Annotated in this window: 28 protein-coding genes; all 28 read right to left on the bottom strand. The window is 64.1% G+C overall.

The genetic code is table 11. The annotated features are described in order from the left end of the window. Window positions 1–8: 8 nt before the first annotated feature. On the bottom strand, window positions 9–1,610 hold the full coding sequence (locus AC0L14_RS32685) for a terminase large subunit (RefSeq protein WP_473751978.1): 1,602 nt from the start codon (window positions 1,608–1,610) through the stop codon (window positions 9–11). Between the two features lie 127 nt (window positions 1,611–1,737). Continuing rightward, window positions 1,738–2,214, bottom strand: a complete 477-nt coding sequence (locus tag AC0L14_RS32680) for a hypothetical protein (RefSeq protein ID WP_473751976.1) — start codon at window positions 2,212–2,214, stop codon at window positions 1,738–1,740. 76 nt (window positions 2,215–2,290) lie between these two features. Beyond that, on the bottom strand, window positions 2,291–2,623 hold the full coding sequence (locus AC0L14_RS32675) for an HNH endonuclease family protein (RefSeq protein ID WP_473751975.1): 333 nt from the start codon (window positions 2,621–2,623) through the stop codon (window positions 2,291–2,293). A 162-nt stretch (window positions 2,624–2,785) separates the two neighbouring features. After that, a complete protein-coding gene (gene nusG / locus AC0L14_RS32670) occupies window positions 2,786–3,433 on the bottom strand; it encodes a transcription termination/antitermination protein NusG (RefSeq protein WP_473751974.1) in 648 nt (215 codons plus the stop codon). Further along, window positions 3,399–4,586, bottom strand: coding sequence for a helix-turn-helix domain-containing protein (locus AC0L14_RS32665; RefSeq protein WP_473751973.1), 1,188 nt, complete (start codon window positions 4,584–4,586; stop codon window positions 3,399–3,401). Before AC0L14_RS32665 ends, nusG begins: the two co-directional genes overlap by 35 nt. Window positions 4,587–4,588: 2 nt before the next feature. After that, window positions 4,589–5,806, bottom strand: coding sequence for a phosphoadenosine phosphosulfate reductase domain-containing protein (locus AC0L14_RS32660; protein ID WP_473751972.1), 1,218 nt, complete (start codon window positions 5,804–5,806; stop codon window positions 4,589–4,591). Then, a complete protein-coding gene (locus AC0L14_RS32655) occupies window positions 5,803–8,415 on the bottom strand; it encodes a DNA cytosine methyltransferase (RefSeq protein ID WP_473751971.1) in 2,613 nt (870 codons plus the stop codon). The genes AC0L14_RS32660 and AC0L14_RS32655 overlap by 4 nt, the downstream gene beginning before the upstream one ends. Continuing rightward, entirely contained in the window at window positions 8,412–8,972 is a 561-nt protein-coding gene (locus tag AC0L14_RS32650) for a hypothetical protein (RefSeq protein ID WP_473751970.1), read from the bottom strand. Before AC0L14_RS32650 ends, AC0L14_RS32655 begins: the two co-directional genes overlap by 4 nt. After that, window positions 8,969–9,532, bottom strand: coding sequence for a DUF1643 domain-containing protein (locus AC0L14_RS32645; protein WP_473751968.1), 564 nt, complete (start codon window positions 9,530–9,532; stop codon window positions 8,969–8,971). The genes AC0L14_RS32650 and AC0L14_RS32645 overlap by 4 nt, the downstream gene beginning before the upstream one ends. Beyond that, entirely contained in the window at window positions 9,529–9,819 is a 291-nt protein-coding gene (locus AC0L14_RS32640; protein WP_473751967.1) for a hypothetical protein, read from the bottom strand. The genes AC0L14_RS32645 and AC0L14_RS32640 overlap by 4 nt, the downstream gene beginning before the upstream one ends. Then, window positions 9,816–10,061, bottom strand: a complete 246-nt coding sequence (locus tag AC0L14_RS32635; RefSeq protein WP_473751966.1) for a hypothetical protein — start codon at window positions 10,059–10,061, stop codon at window positions 9,816–9,818. The genes AC0L14_RS32640 and AC0L14_RS32635 overlap by 4 nt, the downstream gene beginning before the upstream one ends. Further along, window positions 10,058–10,546: a hypothetical protein gene (locus AC0L14_RS32630; RefSeq protein ID WP_473751965.1), complete on the bottom strand. Its 489-nt coding sequence runs from the start codon at window positions 10,544–10,546 to the stop codon at window positions 10,058–10,060. The genes AC0L14_RS32635 and AC0L14_RS32630 overlap by 4 nt, the downstream gene beginning before the upstream one ends. Beyond that, window positions 10,539–10,964: a hypothetical protein gene (locus AC0L14_RS32625; protein WP_473751963.1), complete on the bottom strand. Its 426-nt coding sequence runs from the start codon at window positions 10,962–10,964 to the stop codon at window positions 10,539–10,541. Before AC0L14_RS32625 ends, AC0L14_RS32630 begins: the two co-directional genes overlap by 8 nt. After that, complete coding sequence (locus AC0L14_RS32620; RefSeq protein WP_473751962.1) at window positions 10,957–11,226, bottom strand: hypothetical protein; 270 nt, start codon at window positions 11,224–11,226, stop codon at window positions 10,957–10,959. The genes AC0L14_RS32625 and AC0L14_RS32620 overlap by 8 nt, the downstream gene beginning before the upstream one ends. Beyond that, window positions 11,223–13,841 carry a DNA methyltransferase gene (locus AC0L14_RS32615; RefSeq protein WP_473751961.1) on the bottom strand — a complete coding sequence of 873 codons (2,619 nt, stop codon included), beginning with the start codon at window positions 13,839–13,841 and terminating at the stop codon, window positions 11,223–11,225. The genes AC0L14_RS32620 and AC0L14_RS32615 overlap by 4 nt, the downstream gene beginning before the upstream one ends. Beyond that, on the bottom strand, window positions 13,838–14,569 hold the full coding sequence (locus AC0L14_RS32610) for a hypothetical protein (protein ID WP_473751960.1): 732 nt from the start codon (window positions 14,567–14,569) through the stop codon (window positions 13,838–13,840). The genes AC0L14_RS32615 and AC0L14_RS32610 overlap by 4 nt, the downstream gene beginning before the upstream one ends. Next, on the bottom strand, window positions 14,566–15,669 hold the full coding sequence (locus AC0L14_RS32605) for an SAM-dependent methyltransferase (RefSeq protein WP_473751959.1): 1,104 nt from the start codon (window positions 15,667–15,669) through the stop codon (window positions 14,566–14,568). Before AC0L14_RS32605 ends, AC0L14_RS32610 begins: the two co-directional genes overlap by 4 nt. A 169-nt stretch (window positions 15,670–15,838) precedes the next feature. Next, a complete protein-coding gene (locus AC0L14_RS32600; protein ID WP_473751957.1) occupies window positions 15,839–16,789 on the bottom strand; it encodes an AAA family ATPase in 951 nt (316 codons plus the stop codon). Further along, a complete protein-coding gene (locus AC0L14_RS32595; RefSeq protein WP_473751955.1) occupies window positions 16,790–17,467 on the bottom strand; it encodes a DUF2312 domain-containing protein in 678 nt (225 codons plus the stop codon). Beyond that, window positions 17,464–17,661: a hypothetical protein gene (locus tag AC0L14_RS32590; RefSeq protein ID WP_473751954.1), complete on the bottom strand. Its 198-nt coding sequence runs from the start codon at window positions 17,659–17,661 to the stop codon at window positions 17,464–17,466. Before AC0L14_RS32590 ends, AC0L14_RS32595 begins: the two co-directional genes overlap by 4 nt. Further along, on the bottom strand, window positions 17,658–18,131 hold the full coding sequence (locus tag AC0L14_RS32585) for a hypothetical protein (protein ID WP_473751953.1): 474 nt from the start codon (window positions 18,129–18,131) through the stop codon (window positions 17,658–17,660). The genes AC0L14_RS32590 and AC0L14_RS32585 overlap by 4 nt, the downstream gene beginning before the upstream one ends. Then, on the bottom strand, window positions 18,131–18,490 hold the full coding sequence (locus AC0L14_RS32580; protein ID WP_473751952.1) for a hypothetical protein: 360 nt from the start codon (window positions 18,488–18,490) through the stop codon (window positions 18,131–18,133). The genes AC0L14_RS32585 and AC0L14_RS32580 overlap by 1 nt, the downstream gene beginning before the upstream one ends. Next, window positions 18,487–18,843, bottom strand: coding sequence for a winged helix-turn-helix domain-containing protein (locus tag AC0L14_RS32575; protein ID WP_473751951.1), 357 nt, complete (start codon window positions 18,841–18,843; stop codon window positions 18,487–18,489). The genes AC0L14_RS32580 and AC0L14_RS32575 overlap by 4 nt, the downstream gene beginning before the upstream one ends. Then, window positions 18,836–19,651 (bottom strand): DUF6551 family protein, encoded by an 816-nt coding sequence (locus tag AC0L14_RS32570; RefSeq protein WP_473751949.1) that lies wholly within the window; start codon window positions 19,649–19,651, stop codon window positions 18,836–18,838. Before AC0L14_RS32570 ends, AC0L14_RS32575 begins: the two co-directional genes overlap by 8 nt. Continuing rightward, the gene (locus AC0L14_RS32565) at window positions 19,648–19,932 is read right to left on the bottom strand and encodes a hypothetical protein (protein ID WP_473751948.1); all 285 of its coding nucleotides are present in this window, start codon (window positions 19,930–19,932) and stop codon (window positions 19,648–19,650) included. Before AC0L14_RS32565 ends, AC0L14_RS32570 begins: the two co-directional genes overlap by 4 nt. Beyond that, window positions 19,929–20,417, bottom strand: coding sequence for a hypothetical protein (locus AC0L14_RS32560; protein ID WP_287260109.1), 489 nt, complete (start codon window positions 20,415–20,417; stop codon window positions 19,929–19,931). The genes AC0L14_RS32565 and AC0L14_RS32560 overlap by 4 nt, the downstream gene beginning before the upstream one ends. 125 nt (window positions 20,418–20,542) lie before the next feature. Next, window positions 20,543–21,181, bottom strand: coding sequence for a hypothetical protein (locus tag AC0L14_RS32555; protein ID WP_473751947.1), 639 nt, complete (start codon window positions 21,179–21,181; stop codon window positions 20,543–20,545). Then, on the bottom strand, window positions 21,178–21,414 hold the full coding sequence (locus AC0L14_RS32550; protein WP_473751946.1) for a hypothetical protein: 237 nt from the start codon (window positions 21,412–21,414) through the stop codon (window positions 21,178–21,180). The genes AC0L14_RS32555 and AC0L14_RS32550 overlap by 4 nt, the downstream gene beginning before the upstream one ends. Window positions 21,415–21,718 lie beyond the last annotated feature (304 nt).

Genomic DNA, 21,718 nt, shown 5'->3' with positions numbered 1-21,718 from the left:
TTCGCCTTTCAGAGCGCAAAAATTTCTGCGGGAGCCGTCGTTTCTGGGTTCTTCACCATCACACTGACCGCATCGAAAAGCGCCATCACCGGGTCGATCTTGGCATCGCCGGCGTTCTGCTTCGTCGCGCGGATCGCGGTCGCGGTCGGCTCGATCTTCACGTTCTCAACGCACCAGTCCATCAATCCGGACTTCGCGTGCGTCAGCATTAGATTCGACAATCGGCCTTCGCTCGTCTTGATGGCGTTCATGAGCTTGTAGCCCTGCCCAACGCCTTCGACCTGACCGCCTTCTTGGGTAATTTCGAGTTCGGCAAGAGCATCGACGAGCTCGCCATACGGCCCTTCGGCATCAACCGCGACACAGGCAAGTAGGCCCGCATCATTCACTTGCCGAATAACGCCGATGCTCTCGGCGAGACTGACAATCGTGTCATCCACGATGGTGAGCTCGCCAGCCGCTTCGAAGTCCAGCAATTTCGTCGCGATCGACTGGCGACGATCGAGCACGCCGCGGTGGCACCAGGCGTGGCTCCAGCAGAGCCATCGCTTCATCTTGATGACGATGTCCTGACCGGCGATCTTGATCGTGACCTCGATCTCCGCTGGTTCACGACCTAGCACCGACAGCCCGTAAAGATCGTCTAGGCCGCCACCATCTATCCCGACGACGACGGCTTCGCTTCGCTCAAGGAGAGACTGCAGCGTGATCGTCTCATCTTCGGAGTGAGTCCAATAAGCGGCACCAGGCCAACCGTCGGTCTTCATACCGACGCCCATCTCAATGTTTAGATGTTGCGAAGCCCAGATGCGTGTCGGCTTGTCGCCCTTCTCGCGCTCGGAGTTCCAATCCGGGATCAGGTCGTGAAGGTGTATTGATCGGCTGAGGTTCGGCATCACCATCGGCCAGTTGGCCGAGTCGCCCCATTTGTCTTTGTCCTTGGCGATATCAGTCGGGAACTCGTAAAGCACCGGCAGCATCGACCTGATGACTTTGCCGCGGTACTGACCATCGCGGATCTTGCGGGCCATGTGCAGTTCATCCCTGAACGCACCGGCCGGGATTTCGTCGCTCTGGGTCGTCGTGATCAGCAACACGCCTTCGTTCGTCTTGTCGAGGCCACCGCGTATCTGGCGCAGCACCTTCGTCGTGTGCTGGTTGCGGCCGAGAAGGTGCAGTTCGTCGACCAGGGCAAAGATCACGATCGCGCCGGTGAGAATGTCGAGGGCGAACGTCTTGACCTTGAGTTCAGAGTTCGTGACCAGGCATTGGATCGTCTTCTCGTGATCCTTGCGGTGGAAGCGGCGCTGAAGGTCAGGTGATTTACTGATCATCGCCGTCGCCTGATCATAGGCGCGGTCAGATATCGTTTGCGTCGGGCCGACAAACAGCGCCTCGACGTTGTGGCGCTTGTTCATCATCATCGCCGTGAGCATCAGGCCGGCGCTGTAGGTAGTCTTCGACGATCCCTTCGGTGCCATCACGAAGAAATCGCGGATGGCGCGCCGGCGAGTTGCTGGGTCCCAGGATCCGAAGATCACACGCACGAGGTCTCGAAACCATTGCCCGGCCGCCTGGCCCAAGGTCATTTCGTCGAGGCCATCCGGCAAGGGCAGCGCGTCGAAAAAGGCGAGCCCCATTTCGGCCTCTGCCTCATTCAGCGCCAGATCATCCGGGATGAGCGACCGCCCATCCCGCATGCGGTCTTCCCAGTCAACGCAACTGAGGTCCCACATTTCAGTGCCGCACCGGCTCCTGGCGGCGTGCCATCAAATCGCCGAGCGTCGATCCGGTATCCGGCCGCCGCGCATCAACCAGAGCCTGCTCTTTTTTACCGAGCTTCGGGGCCTTCTCTTCCGCCTGTGGTCGTGACGTCTGCCCGTAGAGCATCAGGTCGTTATGCTCGACGAACTTGCGGAATGCCTTGCCGGCCGCCGAACTCCCGCCCTCGAACTGCGTCCAGAAGAGCATGGCGGTCCGGGCATCCAAGCGGTCCCGCGCCTCGTCCCTGAACTTGAGCTCGCGAAAATAATTCTTCCGCAAAGTCGGCGGCGTGATGCTCAGCGCGCGAGCGATCCGCTCATTGTTCCAGCCTAAGGCCAGCAACATGTTGACTTTGTTGCGATTTGCAGCAGTCGCTATGTGCTGCGGTCGACCGCGCTTGCCCCAGCCTTCGGGAACCGGGTCCCCAAACAGGTCGAAAATCTCACTCATCGAAAAAAAATCCCTCGCTGAGCCCCAAGCGGTTAGGACCCCATGAAGGCCCTAGAGATTTCACCCCCCTCCCCCATCAGGGTCGGGCGGCCATCCTCTTGGCCCGCTCGGCCAGCGTCTTCTTGGTGTGCGATGCTCCGCACCGGAGCATGATGTTGCGCTTGTCGAGCGGCGCGCCGCCGTCCCTGAGCTCGACCACGTGGTCACCGAACACGCGCATCCCTGGCCGGTGCGTCCCGCCATCGCACTGCGGGTCCTCGCATCTGCGACCACGCTCGGCGATGATCTCTGCCATCAGCTTGCGCCACTCGGGCGACAGGTAGAACGCATCAGCAGTCTTGGGTGCGACCTTGACCGTGCGCGTGTCCATGGTCCGGATCGCCGGCGCCATCATCTTCAGCTTTGCCACTGGAATCTTATCCATTGCGGGGAAGCATGATGGGCCGCGCCCTTCGCTTCACCTGGGTCCGTCCGGCACTCTTTCCGACGCCGCACTGGCGTGGCCGTGTCACAGTCTCGGGAGCATCAACGCGCTCCACAGTCGACGGGTTATCCTAGGGGCGATTCGCTATTACGGTTTAACGAGAATGGCAAGTGGCACTTCGAACGGTATGCTGCCACCGAACAGGGTCACTAGCACGCGGTCACGCCGCCTGCCCTTGTACCCGTTCACGATGGCATGCTGCCCGAATGCCGAGCCTGCGCCGATGGTGGCATACTCGCCGACCTTGGGCTTCCATCCCTCTGGCTTGTCGCCGTAGACGCCCAGAGTAACCATCGACCGGAAGCCGTTGAATTCCTTTTCGATAACGGGCTTCGGCCCATCCGCGTCACCTAGCACAGCCATCACATGCTCGACGCTCATCAGGCCATGCCACGCATCGCCGTTCATGGCGACGTGAACGAAGATCAAACCCCAGATCACCGGCTGATATGAGGGAGGCATTTTCCGCCCACGACGCACCTTTCCCTCGACCCTGCGAAGCGGCAGCCAGGATCCGATCCCCGCATCGAACAGAGCTTTGTCCACAACCTTCTCGCAATTGACGCGCGTGCGAATCGCATACCAAGCCCGACCGTCCTCGGCGGCAGCGGCTTCAAGCTGCCTGCCGACCATCCTGTGATTCGCCCTTGCACGCTCGATTGCGGCTGTATGCCTGTCGGTCGGACCGACGTTCTCCGCCTCACTCAGCCGCTTCACGTCCGCTCGCATCATCATTGTTCCCTCGCACCGCCTGTTCGAATGGTTCCAGTCCTGCCGGCCCGCCAGCCGGGAAATACACACCACGCATCGTTCCCGGGTCCGGCAGCCACGGCCAGCCGCGCATCTCGTGCTCGATCTTCCAGGCCTTCCAGACTTCACTGCCGACCGGCACGAACTCGCACAGCTTGCCGAGCCGTTCCTCTTCGGCGCCGTAGCCGTGAATGCCGAGCCCGCGCGTCTCGGCTGCCTGGTGCAGCGCGTTGACCATAGGCCACCCTGCCCGCATCCGGTTGCCCTTCTCGAGGGTTTCCCGGTCCAGCCTGCCGTTGGCGATCGCGCTCTCTTCCCAGCCCTTCAGCGGCGACGGCTGAGCCTTCGGCCCGGTGACCAGGTCGCGCATGCGGATCGCCGCCCACACCGGCCCGAAAGCCGGCGCATAGGCGGGCTTCTCCGGCGCTTCCGGTTTCGGTCCAAGGCGCTCCCAGCGCTTCTCGCTGAGGTAAACACCGAAGGCACAACGACCACCTGACGCCTTCTCGGCGGAGAGGTAATCAGCCATGCGGTCGGCTGCCATATCGCGTTCCTCAGCCGTCAGCGCCATGGCTGCGGCGAGCGCGGTCTTGCCGCTGTCGGCGATGAAGGTCGGCCAGGTCGGGTGAATGCGCTTCAGCCAGCGCTCCACCGTTTTTCGAACTTCCGGCTCGCGCTCGCGCTCTCTCTCTGAACTATTCTCAGGAGTTATTAAACCATCAGTATTTACTAGTGCCGCATTTCCCGTCGACGGATTCACCGTCGACGGGTTTTCAGTCTGCGGTAAAGATGCAACACCCTCAGCATTGATGGCAGCGTTGCTGTCCCGTTGTTCCTTCGGCTCATCAAAGATGACGAGCGAGAGCTTGCCAAAGCGCCCCTCGTCTCGCGGCTGATCTTTCTCCGCGTAGCCGGCCTCGACAAGCTCATTGACAATCCGGCGCGCCTTGTCGCGGCCACAGCCGCCCTTTTTGGCTATGTCGCCGACAATCACCGTCCAGTTGTCCGGCTTTGACAGAAGATAGCCCAGCAGCCACCGCGCCTCCATCGAGAGGCGCATGTCCTCGAAAACGTGGTTAGGTACGGTCGTGTAGCGGGCATTGCGGACACCGCGGCGGATTGTGGCTTCTTCGCTCATCGTCACACCAGCAGCGGCTGAACTGAGCCGTCCGAGAAATAGCTGTCCATGGGGGTGTCGGCGGCAGGCTCATCGCCGTCCCAGCCGTTCGGCCATGTCTCCGCGGCGATCAGCTCGCGGATGCGGGCCTCTTCCTCATCATTGAGGATGTCCAGCAGCGGGCGGCCAAGCTCGGCGGCGCGGGCGTTGCATTCGGCTTGTATAGCCAGAACGCGTTCGAGCCCCATCAGCCGAGCGGCAAAGGTGAGCGGCCCCATCCTTTGCGGGTTGGCCGCTACCGACCCGTCCTTCAGCCGTTCGAGGCCAGCCTTGCGGATGCGATGCCGGGGTTCGCGCAATTCGCGATAGAGCGGCTTCAGGCCCTTGAGCGGGGCAAGGTGTCCCCACGCCGGCGACGCCACGATCGTGTCGAGCGCCAGGTCCTTGCTGGCCAGCGGGCAGCCGGCGCATCCGGTGCGGGCATTGATCTCCGTCGCCTCGTCACCGCCATAGGCGTCGGCGATCGCGGCCGTCGCCCAGCCGCCATACTCGGCCATGGGTGCGTAGATGCGCAGCCAGTCCCAGACGTTGCAGACGCGCCAGTGTAGCAACGGCGCGAGTGTTGCGATCCGACCCCGGATGCCCTTGGCGTTCGGCAGGACCTCCTGATACCAGCCCTGCCCGCACTCGGCGCCGTCCTTGCCGCACGACATGGCAATGCGATCATCGCGGATGGCACTTTCACCCTGACGGACGCCGGTTATCATCAGGATCTTGCCGTCGAGCTCGCCGAGCCGCTGCTCCAGCGCTTCGGCCATCGGATCTATTTTGATTTGCCGCGTGCACCAGCGCAGCGTGTTATTGTTAGGCGGCGGCACGCCTCGGCCGAGAATGTAAACAAGGAATCGCTTGTCGAGTGGCGCCCGAACCACTTCGCAACGGATGCCGCGCGCAGCGAGCTGCGCCATGATGCGCTCGGCCGCGATCGCCAACGGCGGCAATTCCTGCCGCGTGTCGGCATAGAACACGGTGAGGCTCTTCGGCGGCGCCAGCCGGCCGACGTCGATCAGATGGACGATGAGTGACAGCGTCGCCGAGCTATCCTTGCCGCCCGACCAGGCAATGCCCCAGTGATCATGAGCCGGCCCGTAGGCCTGCATTGACTGCAGCGTCAGATCGACAGCCTCGTCATAGACCAGGCGCTTTGATCCTTCGAAAAGTGTTGGCTGGAAGGCTTTCACTCTGCTGCCTCCAGGAACGCCTGCCGTCCCCATTCAAGTGGCGGGCGATAATTCGCTTCGATGAAGGCTGCGGCCGGCAGCTTGCAGACCGAATTCCCGATCTTGTGCCGCTGCTCAGTCTCCGAGAGCGGCTTTCCCTTGAATACCGGATCGAGAATGTAGGAATCGGGGAAGCCTTGCGCCCGGGCCAGTTCGCGTGGGGTCAGCATGCGCATGCCGATGTCGACGATGATGAAGACGACGCCGTCTATCGCAACCGTGACGAACTCGCCGCCGTCCCAGCATCCATGCCGGCGCAGGAACTCGGCCACTTGCCGGGCGCGGGCAAGTTGGCGTTCCGTCAGCGGCGGCACCGCTGCCGTGACCTCTGTGAAGCCGAAACGCGCCTTGGTCGGCACGGCAAGCATCGGATCGTCGACGGCGGCATGTTGGCCGCCGGTTGAATAGTAAGCCGTCATCAGCGGCAGGGTGACGAGCGCCGAATGCTGGCCGGACGCGCAGACGGCAGGATGCGCATCGCCACAGGAGCCGTCACGACGCGTGCTGCCTTTGAGCGATACCATATGCGCCGCCATTAGGGCATGTGCGCTGGTCACGGTAGCTGACGACAGAGGATGAGCCGCCGGCCGAGCGTCCGACCGGCCGTGCATTTCAATCAGCGAGGCCGCGACCACGCCTTGCGTGCAGCCCTTCTGCACGATGGTGGACACCGGCCGGCGGGGTGAGTGGCCGTCCTCGCCGGTGTTGTGTTGCGCGAGATAGACCGCCGCCAGACTGCCTTGGTTGCTATCTGGCACCGGCGTTGGCAGCGGACGCTCGACGCTGAAAGTGCGCGGCTCCTGCCCGGCGCGCTCGCCGTACCGTGGCACGAGGTAAGGCACAATCACCTGGTTCTGATCGCCGTCCGAAGCGGCGACCGTGTGGAAAGGCTCATCCGCAGGCCTATTGCCGCCGCCGTGCTGGCCACGACTGACGAACGGCGCGAGAACCGCCTCCGATATGCCAATGGGCGCTGCCCCGCCGGGCCGCTTGACGAAGCTGTTTGCGGTCACCACCGGAAGTGGCTCGCCAACGTGCTTGCCGACGCTATCGCCTCGGAACACGGCGATCAGAGGTGCGATCATCTTTGGCTCGAAGCCCTTCAACGCCGCCGCACGCCAAGCCGGTGGCAACCGGTCCCAAAGATCGCCATCGACTTCGCTGGGCTCGCCTTCCGGCACCGGCGACCGCCAGGGCGTGACCGATGCCGCAGCAATCATCTGCTGCGGCGAAGTCGTCAACGCCGCCAGCGGGCTGGTCACAGGCCTGCCGGCGCGATGGAACTCGGATCCATTTGGTTTCACGTCGCCGTTCTGTTGGGCAATAAAAGGCACGACTGCCGCCTCGACGTTGAACTGATTGGCCCCGCCTGCCATGACGGTATGCGTCGGCTGATCGGCGGCCGATGTAGGCTTGCCAGAATTGCGCATGGTCATGAGGTGCGGAACGACAAGCCCATGCGCGTCACGCGACGCGGCGACGGTGTTGAACGGTTCCGACAGGCCCTGCCCGCGAAAGCTTATGCCGGCATGGTTGCACGTCGCTACGAACGCCTCGCCTTTCTCGGCAGCGTCCAAGACATGGCGCTTAACGCCCTTTGCCAGGCGCGCGTCCGTCTTGACTGCCAGCGGCCGGATGATCCGCTTGCCGGTCGAGCGCTTGTATTCTCGCGCCTCCTCCTTGGTCAGGAAGATCGACGGGCAGTCGATAGAGAGGTCGAGTATGTCTGCTGCAACCGGCCAAGGTTTCAGCCAGCCCGACCTGGCAGCCTCGGATTTCGGCGCAGCATGCGTTGGCGCGGGTATCGCGATGCGCGCGCCATCGCGCCGGAAACAAAGTTTGAGCCGCTTGCGAATGGTTGGGTCACCGTACTCGCAGGCGACCATCTCGTCCCAGCCAGCCGAATAGCCGTAGGAACACACCTCGTGGACGAACTGGTGGAAGGTCCAACCGATGCGATCAGGATCGCGTTCGAAGCCCTTTCCGTCTGCCCGATCGATCAGCGGCGACCACTTTGCGAAGGCTCCGACGTTTTCCAGGCAGATGGTCCACGGCCGCTGCCAGTCCGGCAGTTCCTTGAGCCACTTCAGCAGCACCCAGGCGAGGTCGCGCACAGCACGCGACGTGATCGGGCCACCCTTGGCCGGCGAATGGTCGCGGCAATCCGGAGAGAGCCAGAGCAAGCCGAACAGATCATCGCCCAACAGTTCCCGCATCGAGACCTGCCAGACATTGTGCGGCAAGTGGATCGTATCTGGATGATTGACCGCGTGCATGGCCAGCGCCGCATCGTCGTGATTGACGGCGTAATCGACGGCGAGCGAATGACCCTCAGGCAGGAGACCGGCCGCCGCAAGGCGCCGCAACGCTTCCTTGACAGCATTCGAGGCACCCCCGCCGCCGGCAAAGCTGTCGACGACACGTACGCGCCGTTCGCCGCGCCGGGGTGGCGGCAGCGCCGGGAGCGCAACCTTGGCGGCTCGCATGGAGCCAGGAACAGGCAGGCATCGCCATTTCGGTTTCTTGGCGGCAGCAGCAGCGTTGTCGCCGAACTTGAATTGGATGGTCATCGTCCCGCCTTGCGCCATGCGTCGAACGCACCGCGCAGCGCTATCCACGCCTCGCTTGCCCGCCCGCCATTGTTGAGTTCTTTTCGTGATTGCACGCCGAGCAGCGAGCGTACCTTTTGCGCCACGCGCTCATCGGTCAGCGGCTTTTCCAGCCCGTGCTGCTCATGCAGGAACACCTTGAAGGCCGCGTCCTGACACTTCATCGCGCATTCGGCGGCGAAGTTTTTCACGTCGCGCGCCGCCGGCTCGCCACGCCGTTCAGCCGTCCGGCGCGGCTCCGGCAGGCCGCGCAAGGCGCGGATTTTGACGAAGGCGTCATCGAGCAGCTGCAGCAGGAATCGCACCATATCCGGCGCGTCGGTGACGAAGGCGATCTCGTCGATCGACGCTTCGTCGAAGCGCGCGAGCACGAACAGCTCACCCATCTCTCCGCGCGATTCCACGTAGGCGCCGTCGGCTGCATGCACGCGCGTCCATACCGCCGGCTCGATCGCCGCCAGCGCTGCGCGGATGGCGCGCAGGCGCGCGGCATCGGGAGAGAGCGCGACGGCGTTCACGCTGCAGCCCTCCAAAGGATGGGCTGCTGGTCACTCGGTATGCGGTGGACGCCACGGGCCATCGGATGCTTTGGCGCGCCGCTCGCGGTCTTTCCGAAGCAGAAGAGATCAGGCCAAGGCGCTACGCCGGACTGGATCTCCTCGACCACATGATCGACCCACGTATCGTCCCACGCGATGGCGCCCCAACAGGCGATGACGATGTCGGCGGCCTTGGCCTCTTGAACCACGATATCGAGGTTGTGCAGCAGCGCGTCACGCGCATACCAGTCGGGGCCATTGTTTTCCCAATCCGCCATCTTGCGGCATTCGGCCGGGCTGCTGGTCACGAACGGATACATGTTCACCGCGACATAGCGGCCGTAGCCGAAGAGTTGCGACCATGCCGTCCACCACAGGCAAGTCGGATCATCGACCTTCTTGCCGGCCCTCGATGGATTGCAGCCGATGAAGCACGCCTTCGGCCCCGGTCCCCACGCACGCGTCAGCGTGAGGCGGTCGTCGCCACGGAAAGTGGCGTCGCGGTGTATCGTGTCGTAGCCGAAGAGGTCCACGTTCATGGCATCCGCCCGTGCTTGCGCATGGCGCGGCCTAGAAAGGTCGCGGCCCGTTCCAGCGATTTGCGCGCGGCGATCTCGCCCACACCGAACTTTGCCTCCGCCAGCCTGTCGGCGGCACTGGCCACCTGACGGCAGGCTTCCATGATGTCGTCATCGGCCTTGCTGGCCTTCGGCTTTGCGACCGGCAGCGTTGCAGCGAGCCGCTCGACCTCGGCGATCAGCATTTCGCGTACGACCGGCGCCAAGGCGCGCGCCAGCGGCTCGACACTTTTGCCGATCGCACTCAAAGCTCGACTCCAATGGCCGCCAGCGCCGCGTCGTTTTCGCCGATGCGCACATTGAAGGCAGCGATCAGGTCGGCGCGGATGCCGGCCACGTAACGCGGCATCAGCACGATGCCGAGGCTTTTGCTGCCTTCGCCTATGGTGAGGCTCAGGACCTCACCAGCGGCCAGCCTGTCGCGCAGGGCGATGTTCTGATTGCGGGCACCGGCGATCAGCCGCGCCTTTTCGAGGTCCGCCGCCTTCATTGGTCGAACTCGCCGCAGCCGCGACCGATCTCGCCGTGTTGCTCCGGCTTGGTGAATTGCTGCCAGGGAACCCAGCCGCGCGGGCAATGGAATCCCCATGTGCGCAGGGTCGGGCCGGTGATGAACAGCGTCCAGCACGGCCCATCAACGAGCTCGATACGGTGCGCCGCCGAGGCAAGTCTGAACTTGCGGTCGCCGGCGCGCCGCTCAACGCGCTGGTTGATGCCGCCGGCCGAGATCGTGTGCTCGACATACCGGCCACGCAGCAGGATCGACAGGTTCCACCACGGATGATCATGGAGCGCCCGGTCATCGTCGGAGCGCATGAAGTGATGGAGATAGATGTTGAACAGGCGATTGCGGGGAATGACCCACCAGCGGCGCATATACGGATCAGCGGCGCCACCGATAGTGACGTTCGGAGGCCGCTTTCCGGACAGGGCAATGAGGCGCGGCGCCAGCCGCAAAATGACAGACTTAAGCATTCGAGAGTTTTCCTGTTTCAGTGCTTTTCCCGTGAAACATCCGGCAGCTCCGCGGGCGCTTGCGCGGCTTCGGAGCGCCGAGCGGCGCCCGATAGAACAGGCGGGCATCGAGCCCGGCCCAGTCGCAGATGGCGAAGATTTTTCCCGCCGCGATGTCCTGCCCCGCCATGACGCGCGACAGGTCCGGCGAGGTCACGCCGATCTCGTCGGCCAGCGCGCGCCAGCCGCGCCCGTCAAATTCCAGCATCGGCCGCAGTTTCCTGCCGAGCGCGGCGGTGTCATAGGCGGCCAGCGTGCCGGAGCGGATCGGCCTTCCCTCGCGCGCGGACAACTCCTCGGCGCGGTCGTCCATGCGCATGCGCTTTTCCAGCGCCTTGCGCAGGCGGACCATGGCGCGGGTGATGGAGGGATCATCCATGGGCAATGGCCCTCATGGTTGCCAGGCCGCCCGGCAGGCGAGGAACCTCGCCGAAGCGGCGCTCGTATCCTTCCACCAGCGCCGCGTGCTCTGCGGTGAGCGATGCGCACCAGGCGCGAGCCTTCGCCTCCCTTTCCCATGCACCGTTGTCGCGGTTGATCGTCATCCAACCCGAAGCAATGGACAGGGCAAGCTCGGTCGCTCGGATCGCTGTGACCAATGGCTCTTGCGGCATATGTTTGGCGCGTTCGGCGGCGGTCATTCCGCCGCCTCCAGCTCATCGCCGATGCCCAGCATGTCGAACATGGTCGGCACGGCCATCTGCGCTTCGGCCTTGCGGCAGTAGTGCGCGCCGTCGTGGAAATAGGTGGCGCTAAGTTCGGAGGCCTGTCCGCGCCGGCCCTTCAGGATCGCCCGGTAGGGCACCGTCATCAGCCCGCCGAACGGGTCGTAGACGATGTCGCCCTTGTTCGAGTAACGCTCGATCAGCCGGTCGACGATGTCGAACTGCAGCGGGCAGACATGCTTCTCCAAGTTCTTGAACGCCTGCTCACCGTTTAGCGTCAGCATGCGGACGACATCGGTCCAGATCGCCTCATGCTTCGAGGGCGGATCGAGCGTCATGTACGTCTTGGAGAGGCTGTCCCGCGCGGCCAGTTCCTCGCCGAGCTTCACATGCATTTCGAAATCGTAGACCGCCTCTTCGGAAACCTTCTGGAACAGCGCGCGCAGCGGTTTCGGCCCGAGCCGCACCAGTTCGTCGGTGGTCAGCAGCCGGTCGCCGGAGGACGGCCAGAAGGCGTGCGCGTCGAGCTGCCAGCGCGCCAGCGTGTAGCCGCTGGCCGGAACCTGCGGCCGGCGGTCACCGTCGCTCCACCTTTCGTGCGAACCATCAGGCGCGATTACCAGCGGCTTGTCGTGCACGACCGGCTCGTCGGCATAGCCGCGCGAAAGATCGCTCTGCGGTCGGCGGAACAGCAGCACATATTCCGGACAGCCGACGCCCATCTTGGTGGCGTCCTTCATCATCTCCGAATAGGTCAGCCGGTAGGTCTGGTTGTTTTCCTTCACCACGTCGGTGGCGATGGTGATCATCCCGACGAACTGAAAGCCGTGCTTGAGGTAGTGGAAGATCGCCTCGGCATGGAATGGCGAGACGGTCGGCACGCCCTCGCCGGTCACGCTGCCGAACAGCACGCGGTCCTTGACGTGGATGCAGGCCAGCCGGCCGGGCTTCAGGATGCGCAAGAGCTCCGGCGTCAGGAAATCCATCTGCGCCCAGAAGTGGCCATTATCGTCGGTATGGCCGAAATCGTTGTAGCTCGCCGTGTATTCGTAGTGATTGGCGAACGGGATCGAGGTGATGATCTCGCCGACGCTGGCGCTGGCGGTCTGCCGCGCCTCCAGCACCGCATCGTTGTGGGCGATGACAAAACTGTCGCCGCGTTCCTCGCGCCGCGCCACGCCGATCGAGCGCGACAGAACGTCGTCAAGCGGCAGGCCGTCCAGCCCATAGCGGCGGATGATCTCGGCCATGCGCGCCATCAGCTTTTCGTGCTCGGCCCACTTGCCCTCGAGGTTGCGGCGCACCTCGCGCTCGGCCTCCGAAAAGATGATGTCGATGCGGCACTCATGCGCCTGGCCGAAGCGCACGATGCGGTGCACCGCCTGGATGAAATCATGGAACTTGAAGCCGACGCCGACGAAGATTGCCCAGTGGCAATGCTTCTGGAAATTGTTGCCGGCGCCGCTCATTTCCGGCTTGGTGGCGAGGTCGCGGAACTTGCCGTCCTTGAAGCCGATGGCGTTCTTCTCGTTCGCCTCCAACCCCTGCGTGCCGTAGATCGACCGCACGCCCGGCACGGCCGCCTCGATCGCCCGACGCTCATCCTCGAGGTCGTGCCAGAGAATGCGGTGTGCCTCCGGATCCTGCGCGATCAGCTCGATCATCTTGGCGATGCGCGCGGCCAGGCTGTCGCGCTTGGCCGCACTCGCCTGGGTCACGCCGAGCGCGGCGTTGCGGATCAGCAGGCCCTGCCCGTCGCGGTCATAGCCGGCCGTCGAATGGTCGACCGGCACCTCATGCCAGTTCACGCTGACCTTGGGCAGCACATAGCCTTCGTCGGAAAAGCCGAGATCGGAAGGCGATTGCAGGAAAACCGCCCAGCTGTGCACCCACAGCCAGAACTCATCTTCCTTGTGCGGGAACAGCGTCAGGTCGCCGGCCTTTTCCGAATTGCGCTGGAAGAACCGCGTCAGCGCCTGGCCGGTGTCCATCACGCCGAGGAAGCCGGCATAGTGGATCAGTTCCTTGGTACGGTTTGGCGACGGCGTCGCGGTGGCGACGAACTTGAAGCGCACCGCCTTGAACAGCGGCAGGAACGTCTGGAAGGTCTTTGTCCCGTAGCCGCGCAGCACCGCCGCCTCGTCGAGGCTTGCAGCGACGAAGCGCGAAGCGTCGATCTTGCCGGCCAGCACACTCTCGTAATTGGTCAGGTAGATCGTGTCGGCACCGTCGATCTCGGCATCCGAGCGGATGAACTTCAGCTTGACGGCGCAGCCGCCGCCAAAACGCTCTTCCGCTTCGGCGAAGAATTCGTGGCGCACCCCGAGCGGGATCACGATGAGCCGAAGACCAGGCGCGAACTGCCCGACCAGCCGCATCAGCTCGATCTGCATGAACGTCTTGTGCAGGCCGAACGAAGCGAAAATGGCGCGGCTGCCGCCCTTCAGCGCCCAACGCACGATCGCCCGGCAATGCGGCGCGCCGGCCGGGTTGATGTCCTCCAGCGACACGTCGAACCCGTCCGCCTTGGCCAGCTGCATCTTGCCGCGCAGGAAGTCGAGATAGGGATCGTCGGTGACGGGCGCGTTCATCGGCGGGACTCCCGTTCGAAAGATTGGAAGTCCGTGTCGGTATAGATTTCGGCGAGAGGCTTAGAACGATCGGCGGGGACACCATGGTTGGCCACAGCCTGCAGAAGGCGAAGAAATTCCTCCGTGTCACGGATCACCTTTTGCAGTGCGTCGAATGACGTGTCGGAAGGATCGAAGTCGACATGAAGGCTTCGATGGAAACTGATGGACTTGCCAGTCTGGTGGTTGCTTGCCGCCGGTCTGCCGGAGATGGCATTTCGTACGTGCGCGCGGCTGGGCTCCAAGCCGGAAAGCACGCGCTCGCCGATGATCTGTTCTATGACACCTGGCGTGCGCTTTTCGGCCGCGCGCCAAGTTCTAGCCTCATGGATCTCTTTGCCAGACAGGCCGGCTTCCGATGCAGTAAATCTGGTATCTGCCTTCTTCGGGCGCCCTTTCAGATTTGCCTGTCCCGAAGCCTGCGCCAGGTCCCACTCATCAGCGATGCGCATTTTAGCGCGGGCTTCGATCAGCAGCGCATCGCCTTGTAATCGCCGCGCCTTGCCGATCAGCTGTTCCGCCGCTCCGAAGCGGGTTGCGTAGCCGGCAGCCGCTTTAGCCTGATCATAGGCGCCGGACGCCAACATCCGCGCAGCGGCAACATCGCCATCGTCGAGCAAAGTGCGCGCCCGTTCGACCAGCTGTTGCAGGCTCGAAGCGTCGAACGAACTAACAAGCGCGTTCGTCATGCCGGCACCGCCTTGTCTGGCTGATAGTCTTTCCAGTCGACGCGATTGGCGATCATCGGGCCGGCATACTCGCCGTCGCCATTCATCTCCCAGACGAACCAGGCGGTGTTCATCCGGCTCGTCGCTTCGTTGCCGTCCCAACCGTCGCGATGCATCATCGGCAGGCGGCGCGTGAAGATGTGGACGCGCGCCGGCTTGTTCTCATCCATCGCGAAGTTGCGGTCGGGATCGTCGAAGCCGCAGAAAAAATTGAGGTTCAGCAGCAGCGCCAGCTTTCCCGGACGGTGCACGCGTAGGGCATGCGCCACGAACGGATTGAGCGCTGCGCCATACGGAGGATTGGTGACGATCGACGGCTGGTCGGGGTGCGGTGCCGAGGTGAGAAAATCCTCAACCCGTTGCACCACGCCGTCACCGTCAGACGTACCGTAGTCGATCAGGTCCGAGATCTCGACGCGGTAGCCGGCTGATTCCAACAGCCGAGAGATTGCGCCGCGACCGCATGCGGGTTCCCAGATGTCGGATTGGAAGTCTTCGAGCGCCAGCAACGTGTGCACCGCTTCCGGAGGCGTCTCGTAAAGATTGTTGCCGCGCTGGGCGGCCGTCGCGCTGTCGGTGCCGACGGCAGCGCGCAGGTTGGCGCGGCTCGGCTCCAGCCCTGCGGCCAGTCTCGCCTCGATTGCGCGCTCGACGATGCCGGGCGTGCGTTTTTCGGCATCGCGCAGTTTTCGCGCTTCGTGTACTTCCTTGGCGGTGAGGCCAGCCTCTTCCTGGGTGAAAGTCTTCCCGTCTTCCCGACTTTTCGGCCTGCCCTTCGACGCTTCGCCGCTGGCCTGTGCGGCGTCGTATTCGTCGGCCAGCCGCACCTTTGCTCGCGCCTCGATCAGCAGCGCATCGCCCTGCAGCTGACGCGCTTTCTTCACCAGCCGCTCAGCGGCGCCGAAGCGTGCCGCGAACGCCGCACCCGCCTTAGCTTGGTCGTAGACACCGGCGGCCAGCATGCGCGCCGCGGCAACGTCGCCGTCGTCGAGCAAAGCGCGCGCCCGCTCGACCACCTGTTGCAGGCCGGAGGCATCGAACGTGTCGGGAAGCGCGTTCATGCCTGCGCCTCACCTTCCGCCGTTGCGACCTTGATCCCTTTTGTCGCTCCGCACTTCGGGCAGGCCGCCCGCTTGGCGAGTTCAGCCGCCTTGACCAGCTCCATTGGGAGGTATGCGACAACCCAAACGTGGCTGCAGTCGCCACATTTTCCTCGCAGGGTGTTTCCGCTCATGCGCCCCTCCGTTTGAGGGGGACGACTTCTCCGCCGGCAACTGGAGCCGGTTGTTCGGTTGGATAGGCAGCGACGTCCCTTTCCAGCGGCCACGGAAACTGCGCGACTGCCTTGTCTTTCACGCCGAGCGACCACAGCCGCGGCAGGCCGATGTCTGGATGAGGCTTCACAGTCTCGATCACGCGCGAGATCACCGCATCGCGGCTCATTTCCCAGCCGGCTTTCGGCCCGACCACGATCTGCCGTTTGATGTTTTCGGCGAAGGACCTCATCAAGGCGGGCGACGCGGTTTCCATGGCGGCGGCCAAGGCGGCAAGGGCCGTCTTCGGCAGCACGAAGGGCGCCAGGTATCGCTCAAGGATGCGCTGGCGCTCATGCTCGCCTGGCAGTTCGATGGAAATCTGAATCTCGAAGCGACGCCAGATCGCTTCGTCGACACGCCGGCCGTAATTGGTCGCTGCGACGATAAACCCGTCATGCCGGTCGAAGGCGGCAAGCAGCGTGTTCACGATGTGGTTGTGTTCCTGCACGCCGACCTGGTTGTGGCTGTCGTCCATGCGGCTGGCGGCTACTGAATCGAATTCGTCGAAGAACAGGAAGATCGGTTCCTCGCTGGCCGCCAGATGGTCGAACAGCGCGCCGATCATTTCGGAACTGGCGCCGATGTAGCGCGACACGACCTTTTCCGGCCGCACGACCAGCATCGGAATGCCGAGACGGGCCGAGAGATGGTGCGCCAGTGTCGTCTTGCCAGTGCCGGGCGCGCCGGTGAAAATCGCGCGCTGGCGCGGCTTCAGCCCGACCGCTTCGAGATCTTCCTTGGCCCACAGTTCGGTGAGCCATTCGAGCAGCGCCGATCGAACCGGCTTAGCAAGGATCGGCTCCTGCGCTTCCTCCGGGAGGAGGATTTCGCCAAAGCTCGCCAGATTGTGCGCGCTGTGCGGCATCTACTCTTCCTCGGGCCCCATGCCGTCGGTGCCGGAGGCCTTGCGCCAGCCGGCATCGAATTGGCCCCGGCGCTTGTCATCCCAAGGGAAAGGATTGGCGGTGATGGGCTGGTTTTCGCGATAGGCGGTTTCGCCAAGCGCATAGGCGCCTGCGGCGTCGACGTCCGGAACGTCACGCTTAGCGCGCTCCGGTGTGACGGACGCCGGCTTTGACGAAGGCTTCGGCTTCTCGACGACGTCTTCGGCCTGCGCCTCGCCGTTCTTGTCGCGATAGAGACGGACAGGCTGCGCGCCGATCTTGACGATGATCTCGCCTTCGGTCGGCACCAGAAGCTTGAAGGCGGCAATCACCTCGTCGCGCGCTGCCAGGTCGACGCTCATCTGCCCAACCGACCGGAACAGGGGCGTTTCCGTGGCCATGCCGAGCGCGTGCAAATACATGTCGAGCTGGGCTTCGGCTTCCTCGACGTCGGCCGGCTTGGCGGCACGCCGCTTGAGCACATCGCGCACCCGTGCCGGTGTGAAGCCGGCCGCTTTCAGTTCGGCGAAAACCAGCTTCTCATCTTCGTTGAGCTGTTTCTTGGCCTCGCGGACACGCTCGATCCGCTCGACGAAGGCCTGCAATTGCTGACCGGAAACCGTGTTGCGGCCAATCGTCGATGCGTCACGCTTGCTCACGGCGCAGTCCTTTCGGGATTGAGGGGAAGTTTCTCTTCGGCCTTCAGTCGCTCACGCACGCGGTTGCCGATGTATTCGACGTCATTTGCGAGGCTGCGCGCCTGGCCGTCGTCGTCTTCGCCGCGCATGATCTTGGCGAGGAAGTCGAGGGTCACGGAAGCCAGCGCCAGGCGGTCTTTCAGCGGCAGGTTCATCGCTCAGAGCCCTCGCCGATGACGCGGTAGGTTGCCGGCGAGCCCATCTTGCCTTTGCGCACTGTCTCCAGCAGGCCCGCATCGATCAGCGTTTTGGCCAGGCGGCCGGTCGACGCATGGTCGCAGCCGATGTCTTCAGCGAGCAGCGTCTGGAAGCGCTGCACCTGGCCTGTTTCGTCGGCATGGACGCGAAGCGCGCACCACAGCTTCGCGGCCATCAGCGCGACGTGGTGGCGTTTGCTGAACGCGACGGAATCGAATGAAGCCGCGTCGAAACTGGCCAGCTTCGGCGCATTCGGCCGGGCATCGAGGATGCTCTCGAAATGCCGCTGCACGAATGCGGTCACGCTGATGCCGGCCTTGCGGGCAGCCGCTTCGATCCTGGCGTTCATGGCGCGGTCGCACCGCACCGAAAACCGATAGAGAGCCTCGGCCTGATCGATGTTTTCTGCCCGATGAAACGCGCCCATCAAAACCCCCCCGGCGGCACGAACAGGCAGATCGTCTCTCCGTCATTCGCGCCGGCGACCGAGCACCAGTGGAACTTGCCGTCGGGGCTCTGCCTGATCTTCGGATCGGACATGTTGATCAGTTCGCCGGTGCGGCGGATCTCATAGCCGCGCGCGCCCTCGACAATGTCGGCCTCTGGCACTTCGCGGCAGTCATAGCCGGAGCAGCAGGAGAACGGATAAGTCCAGCCCTGCGGCTTGGCCGCCGTTGGAATCGCATCGTGCGAGAAGGCGACGTGCGTGCCGAAGATCAGGAACCAGGCGAAGCCATAGGCCAACAGGAATCCGGCGGCGATAAGCGAGGTCTTCAGCGATATCATGCCGCCCTCGCCTGATAGTCACCGCGCGATTCAAGCGCGTATCCCTGCCCCCAGACGGTCGCGATGACGACGCCGAATGGCTTCAGCTTCTTGCGAATCTTGCAGACGAAAACGTCGACGATCTTTGGCTCGGGTTCATCGTCGGCGCTGGCGGAATAGATGGCCTGCATGATCGCCGCCTTGGTTGCCACCTCGCGGGTTGTCAGGAACGCGAACAGGCGCGCCTCTTTGCCGGTCAGGAGCCATTCGAGCGGAACGCTGACACCTGGAGGGACCAAGGCATCTTCCAATTGGCGGACGCGCTCGCGAAGCGTTTCGATTTCCTGCTGCTGCCTGATCACGAGGTCATCCATTTCTCGCCTTCCGGCGGTTCATGTAGATGACACTGGCGAGCGCGCGCCAAAGCGGCACCTTGCGTTCGGCGGCAAAGCGTGCCGCCTCGCCTTCGATGGTCGAGGCATTGGCAGACAGCACCAGCGCGATGCGCTCGGCCTCGACCTCGCCCTTGTATTCAGGCGCAAACAGCAGATGCTCGATGGCCTTGATCGACGCGGCGTTGACTGGTGCCAGGCCGGCCTTGACGCAGACTTCCAGCACCTCGCGCGCGCCCTTGGCAAAGCGGCGGTTTACCAGCGCACGGATGGTGGCAACCGCCAGCGTTTCGCCGACCTTGAAACGAGCGAAAGACGGCGGATTGCGCAGGATCGTGATGCCGGCGCGCTCACAGACCTGCGCGATCGTCACCGCCTCATCGTCACCGGCGGCGACCATCGCGTTGTGAAGCTGGGTCGGCGTGACCTGGATGCGGTCACGGTTGTGACGAACGAAGGCGTTAGCCCGCGCCGCCTGCATGTCGGCCTGCACCACGAGCACCGGCAGAAACTCAATGCCGCCGTGGGTGACGGCACCGATCGCGGTATGCTGGCCGTCGATGACGTCGAGCCGGCCGTCGACCTCGACCACCACCGGCGGCTTGAAGGCGCGCCAGTCCCATTCGGCGACGATCTTGCGGATCAGCCTGATCGAGCGCTCGGAAAGCCCGCGCTGGTATTGCTCGTCGACCGACAGCGACGACGGCGCCACCAGCCGCAGTTCCGGCGGCAGCGTGTCGATGACGGCCGGAGCGATGTCGGGAAAGGAAAGACCGGCGACCTGTCTCATCCTGCCAGCCTTTCCAGCACGCGCGGCGCGGCGCGCTCGGCTCCGGTGCCGCGCCCTTCGGTCAGACGGCGGTGGAATCGGCAGTAGCAGCGACCGGGAGCGCCCGGCAGCCAGTCGGCCTCCGACACTTCACCAGCGCAGAAGCGCGTGGCGACACCTTCGCCGCGCAGCGGGAACCGGCACTGATGGGTGCCCAGGTCGGCCAGCACGCGGCCCATGCCGTTACTGCCGGCAGCCAGCGGCGCATCGCGCCCGGCGATCATGTCGAGCACGGTCCTCATTCGCCGCCCACCACCTTGAGCCCACCGGCGGCCTGCACTCCGGCCAGCGCGTCGTCGATCGAGGCGGTGAGGCCGGAAATCTTCGAGCTGATGCCGCGCAGGATGGTCGCTTCGTTCGGCGTCACGATGCCGTCGGCGCGCGCCTTGACGGTTTCGACAACCAGCCGGCCGGCCTGTTCGACCAGCCCGGCCACCTGCTCCTCGAGATGTGCCACGCGGCTGCCATTGTCGGAGGCATCGGTCAGCGTGCGGCCATGGAATTCGGCCATCACAGCGGTGACGAAAGGCCGGCCGCAATCCTCTTCCAGCGTCAGCACCACGCCGAGCGACATCAGATCGCGGTCGATGCCGCCATTCCAGCGCCCGACCTGGCCCTTCGAATAGCCGGTCTTTTCCATGACGCGGGCAATACCGCCGCAGGCATCGACCAGGTCGTGTTGCGCGGCCAGCAGCCGCAGCTGCCAGCGGGTCGTGAATTCGCTCAAAATGGCCTCCTCAGGCAAAAGCATTCACGCGGCGGGAATTACCGCCGGCGATTCCCGTGGTGGGACGGGTTCGAAATGATTCAGTGTGCGGGCGTCAGTTCATGGAGGCCCGCAAGCAGATGCACTCATGGTCCACCTCGAAATCGGTTGTAGGCGCGGCGCGGAAAATCCGGCACGTCGGCAAGGTCATCGCTCAAATCGAGTACGGCGCGCGCCAACGGCCCTGCGCCGATCTTGGCGGCATAATCGGCCAGCGCCAGCACGGCGGCGCGCTCGTTGGAGCAGCGCTCATAGGCGGCGATCGCCCGCACCAGCACCATGACGTGCTCGGGCAGATGGATGGCATGGCTTGTGCGATGAACCGCGCCGGATGCGGGGGTTGTCACATCCGGCGCGGCACCGGCCTGTCCGTGGAAGGCGCCCGGACAGGATTCGGCAACGTGGAAAAAAGCCGCCGGGGCAGGAAAGTCGAGAGCCCCGGCGGCAGCCGCGTTCTCCTGGGAGGGAGAGGAAATGGCGGGGAGGTCAGCCGAAGCCGCCTCCCCTTCAAGGCTTCCCTCACGATCCGCAAGCGTCCTGCTACCTATGCCGGCAAGGGAGGCTTCGGCTTGCGGACCTGCCCCCAGGGATGGCTCATCGTTGATCGAGGACCTCTGTGCATTAGAGAAATCGGCGCGCCGCGGCACCATGCGCTCGGTGAAGCCGATGCCGGAAAGGCGCGCGCCGCGATCGGCGAGAACAGGATTACAGAGGCGCAGCTTCATCTCTGGGCCTCGCGGTCGGACGCCGCTTCGGACAGCGCAGCGAGGCCAAGCGCCCTGCCCCGTTCGGCGATCAGCCCGGCAACCAGCGCCTCGACGCTGACGCCATCGACCAGTGCCACGGCTTGCGCGAGCACCAGCGCCGGCTCGGATAACCGCAGTCTGCCGCCAGCGGCCAGCTTGGAAGCCGATGGCGCGCTGCTGCTATGGCCGTGGACGGCAAAGCGCTTTATCATGCCGCTTCCCCCGACAAGCGGGAGGGCGAGCTGGGCGAAGCGGAGCCGGTCGTCTGACCGGCCCCGCCAGGACTTTCCAGCGAGGCGGGTTCCGTGGGAACGCTAACTGCAGGAAAGAAATCGGCGGCCGACAGATCGACGCTGTTCTGCTGCGCCCAAGCGAGAAGCACCGGCGCATCGCTCTGCGGAATCCACCCGCCCCTGCCCCCCCCCGAATTTGGGGTCCTCCCACCCTTATCACCCGCGGCCGGGCTTGGCGGTATTTTGGGCACCGTTTGGAGGGCGAGCGTGGCGGTGTGGGGCG

The organism is Mesorhizobium sp. WSM4841 (assembly GCF_055811515.1).
Note: the sequence above shows the minus strand (reverse complement) of the source record. Positions and strands in the feature narration are given on the sequence as shown.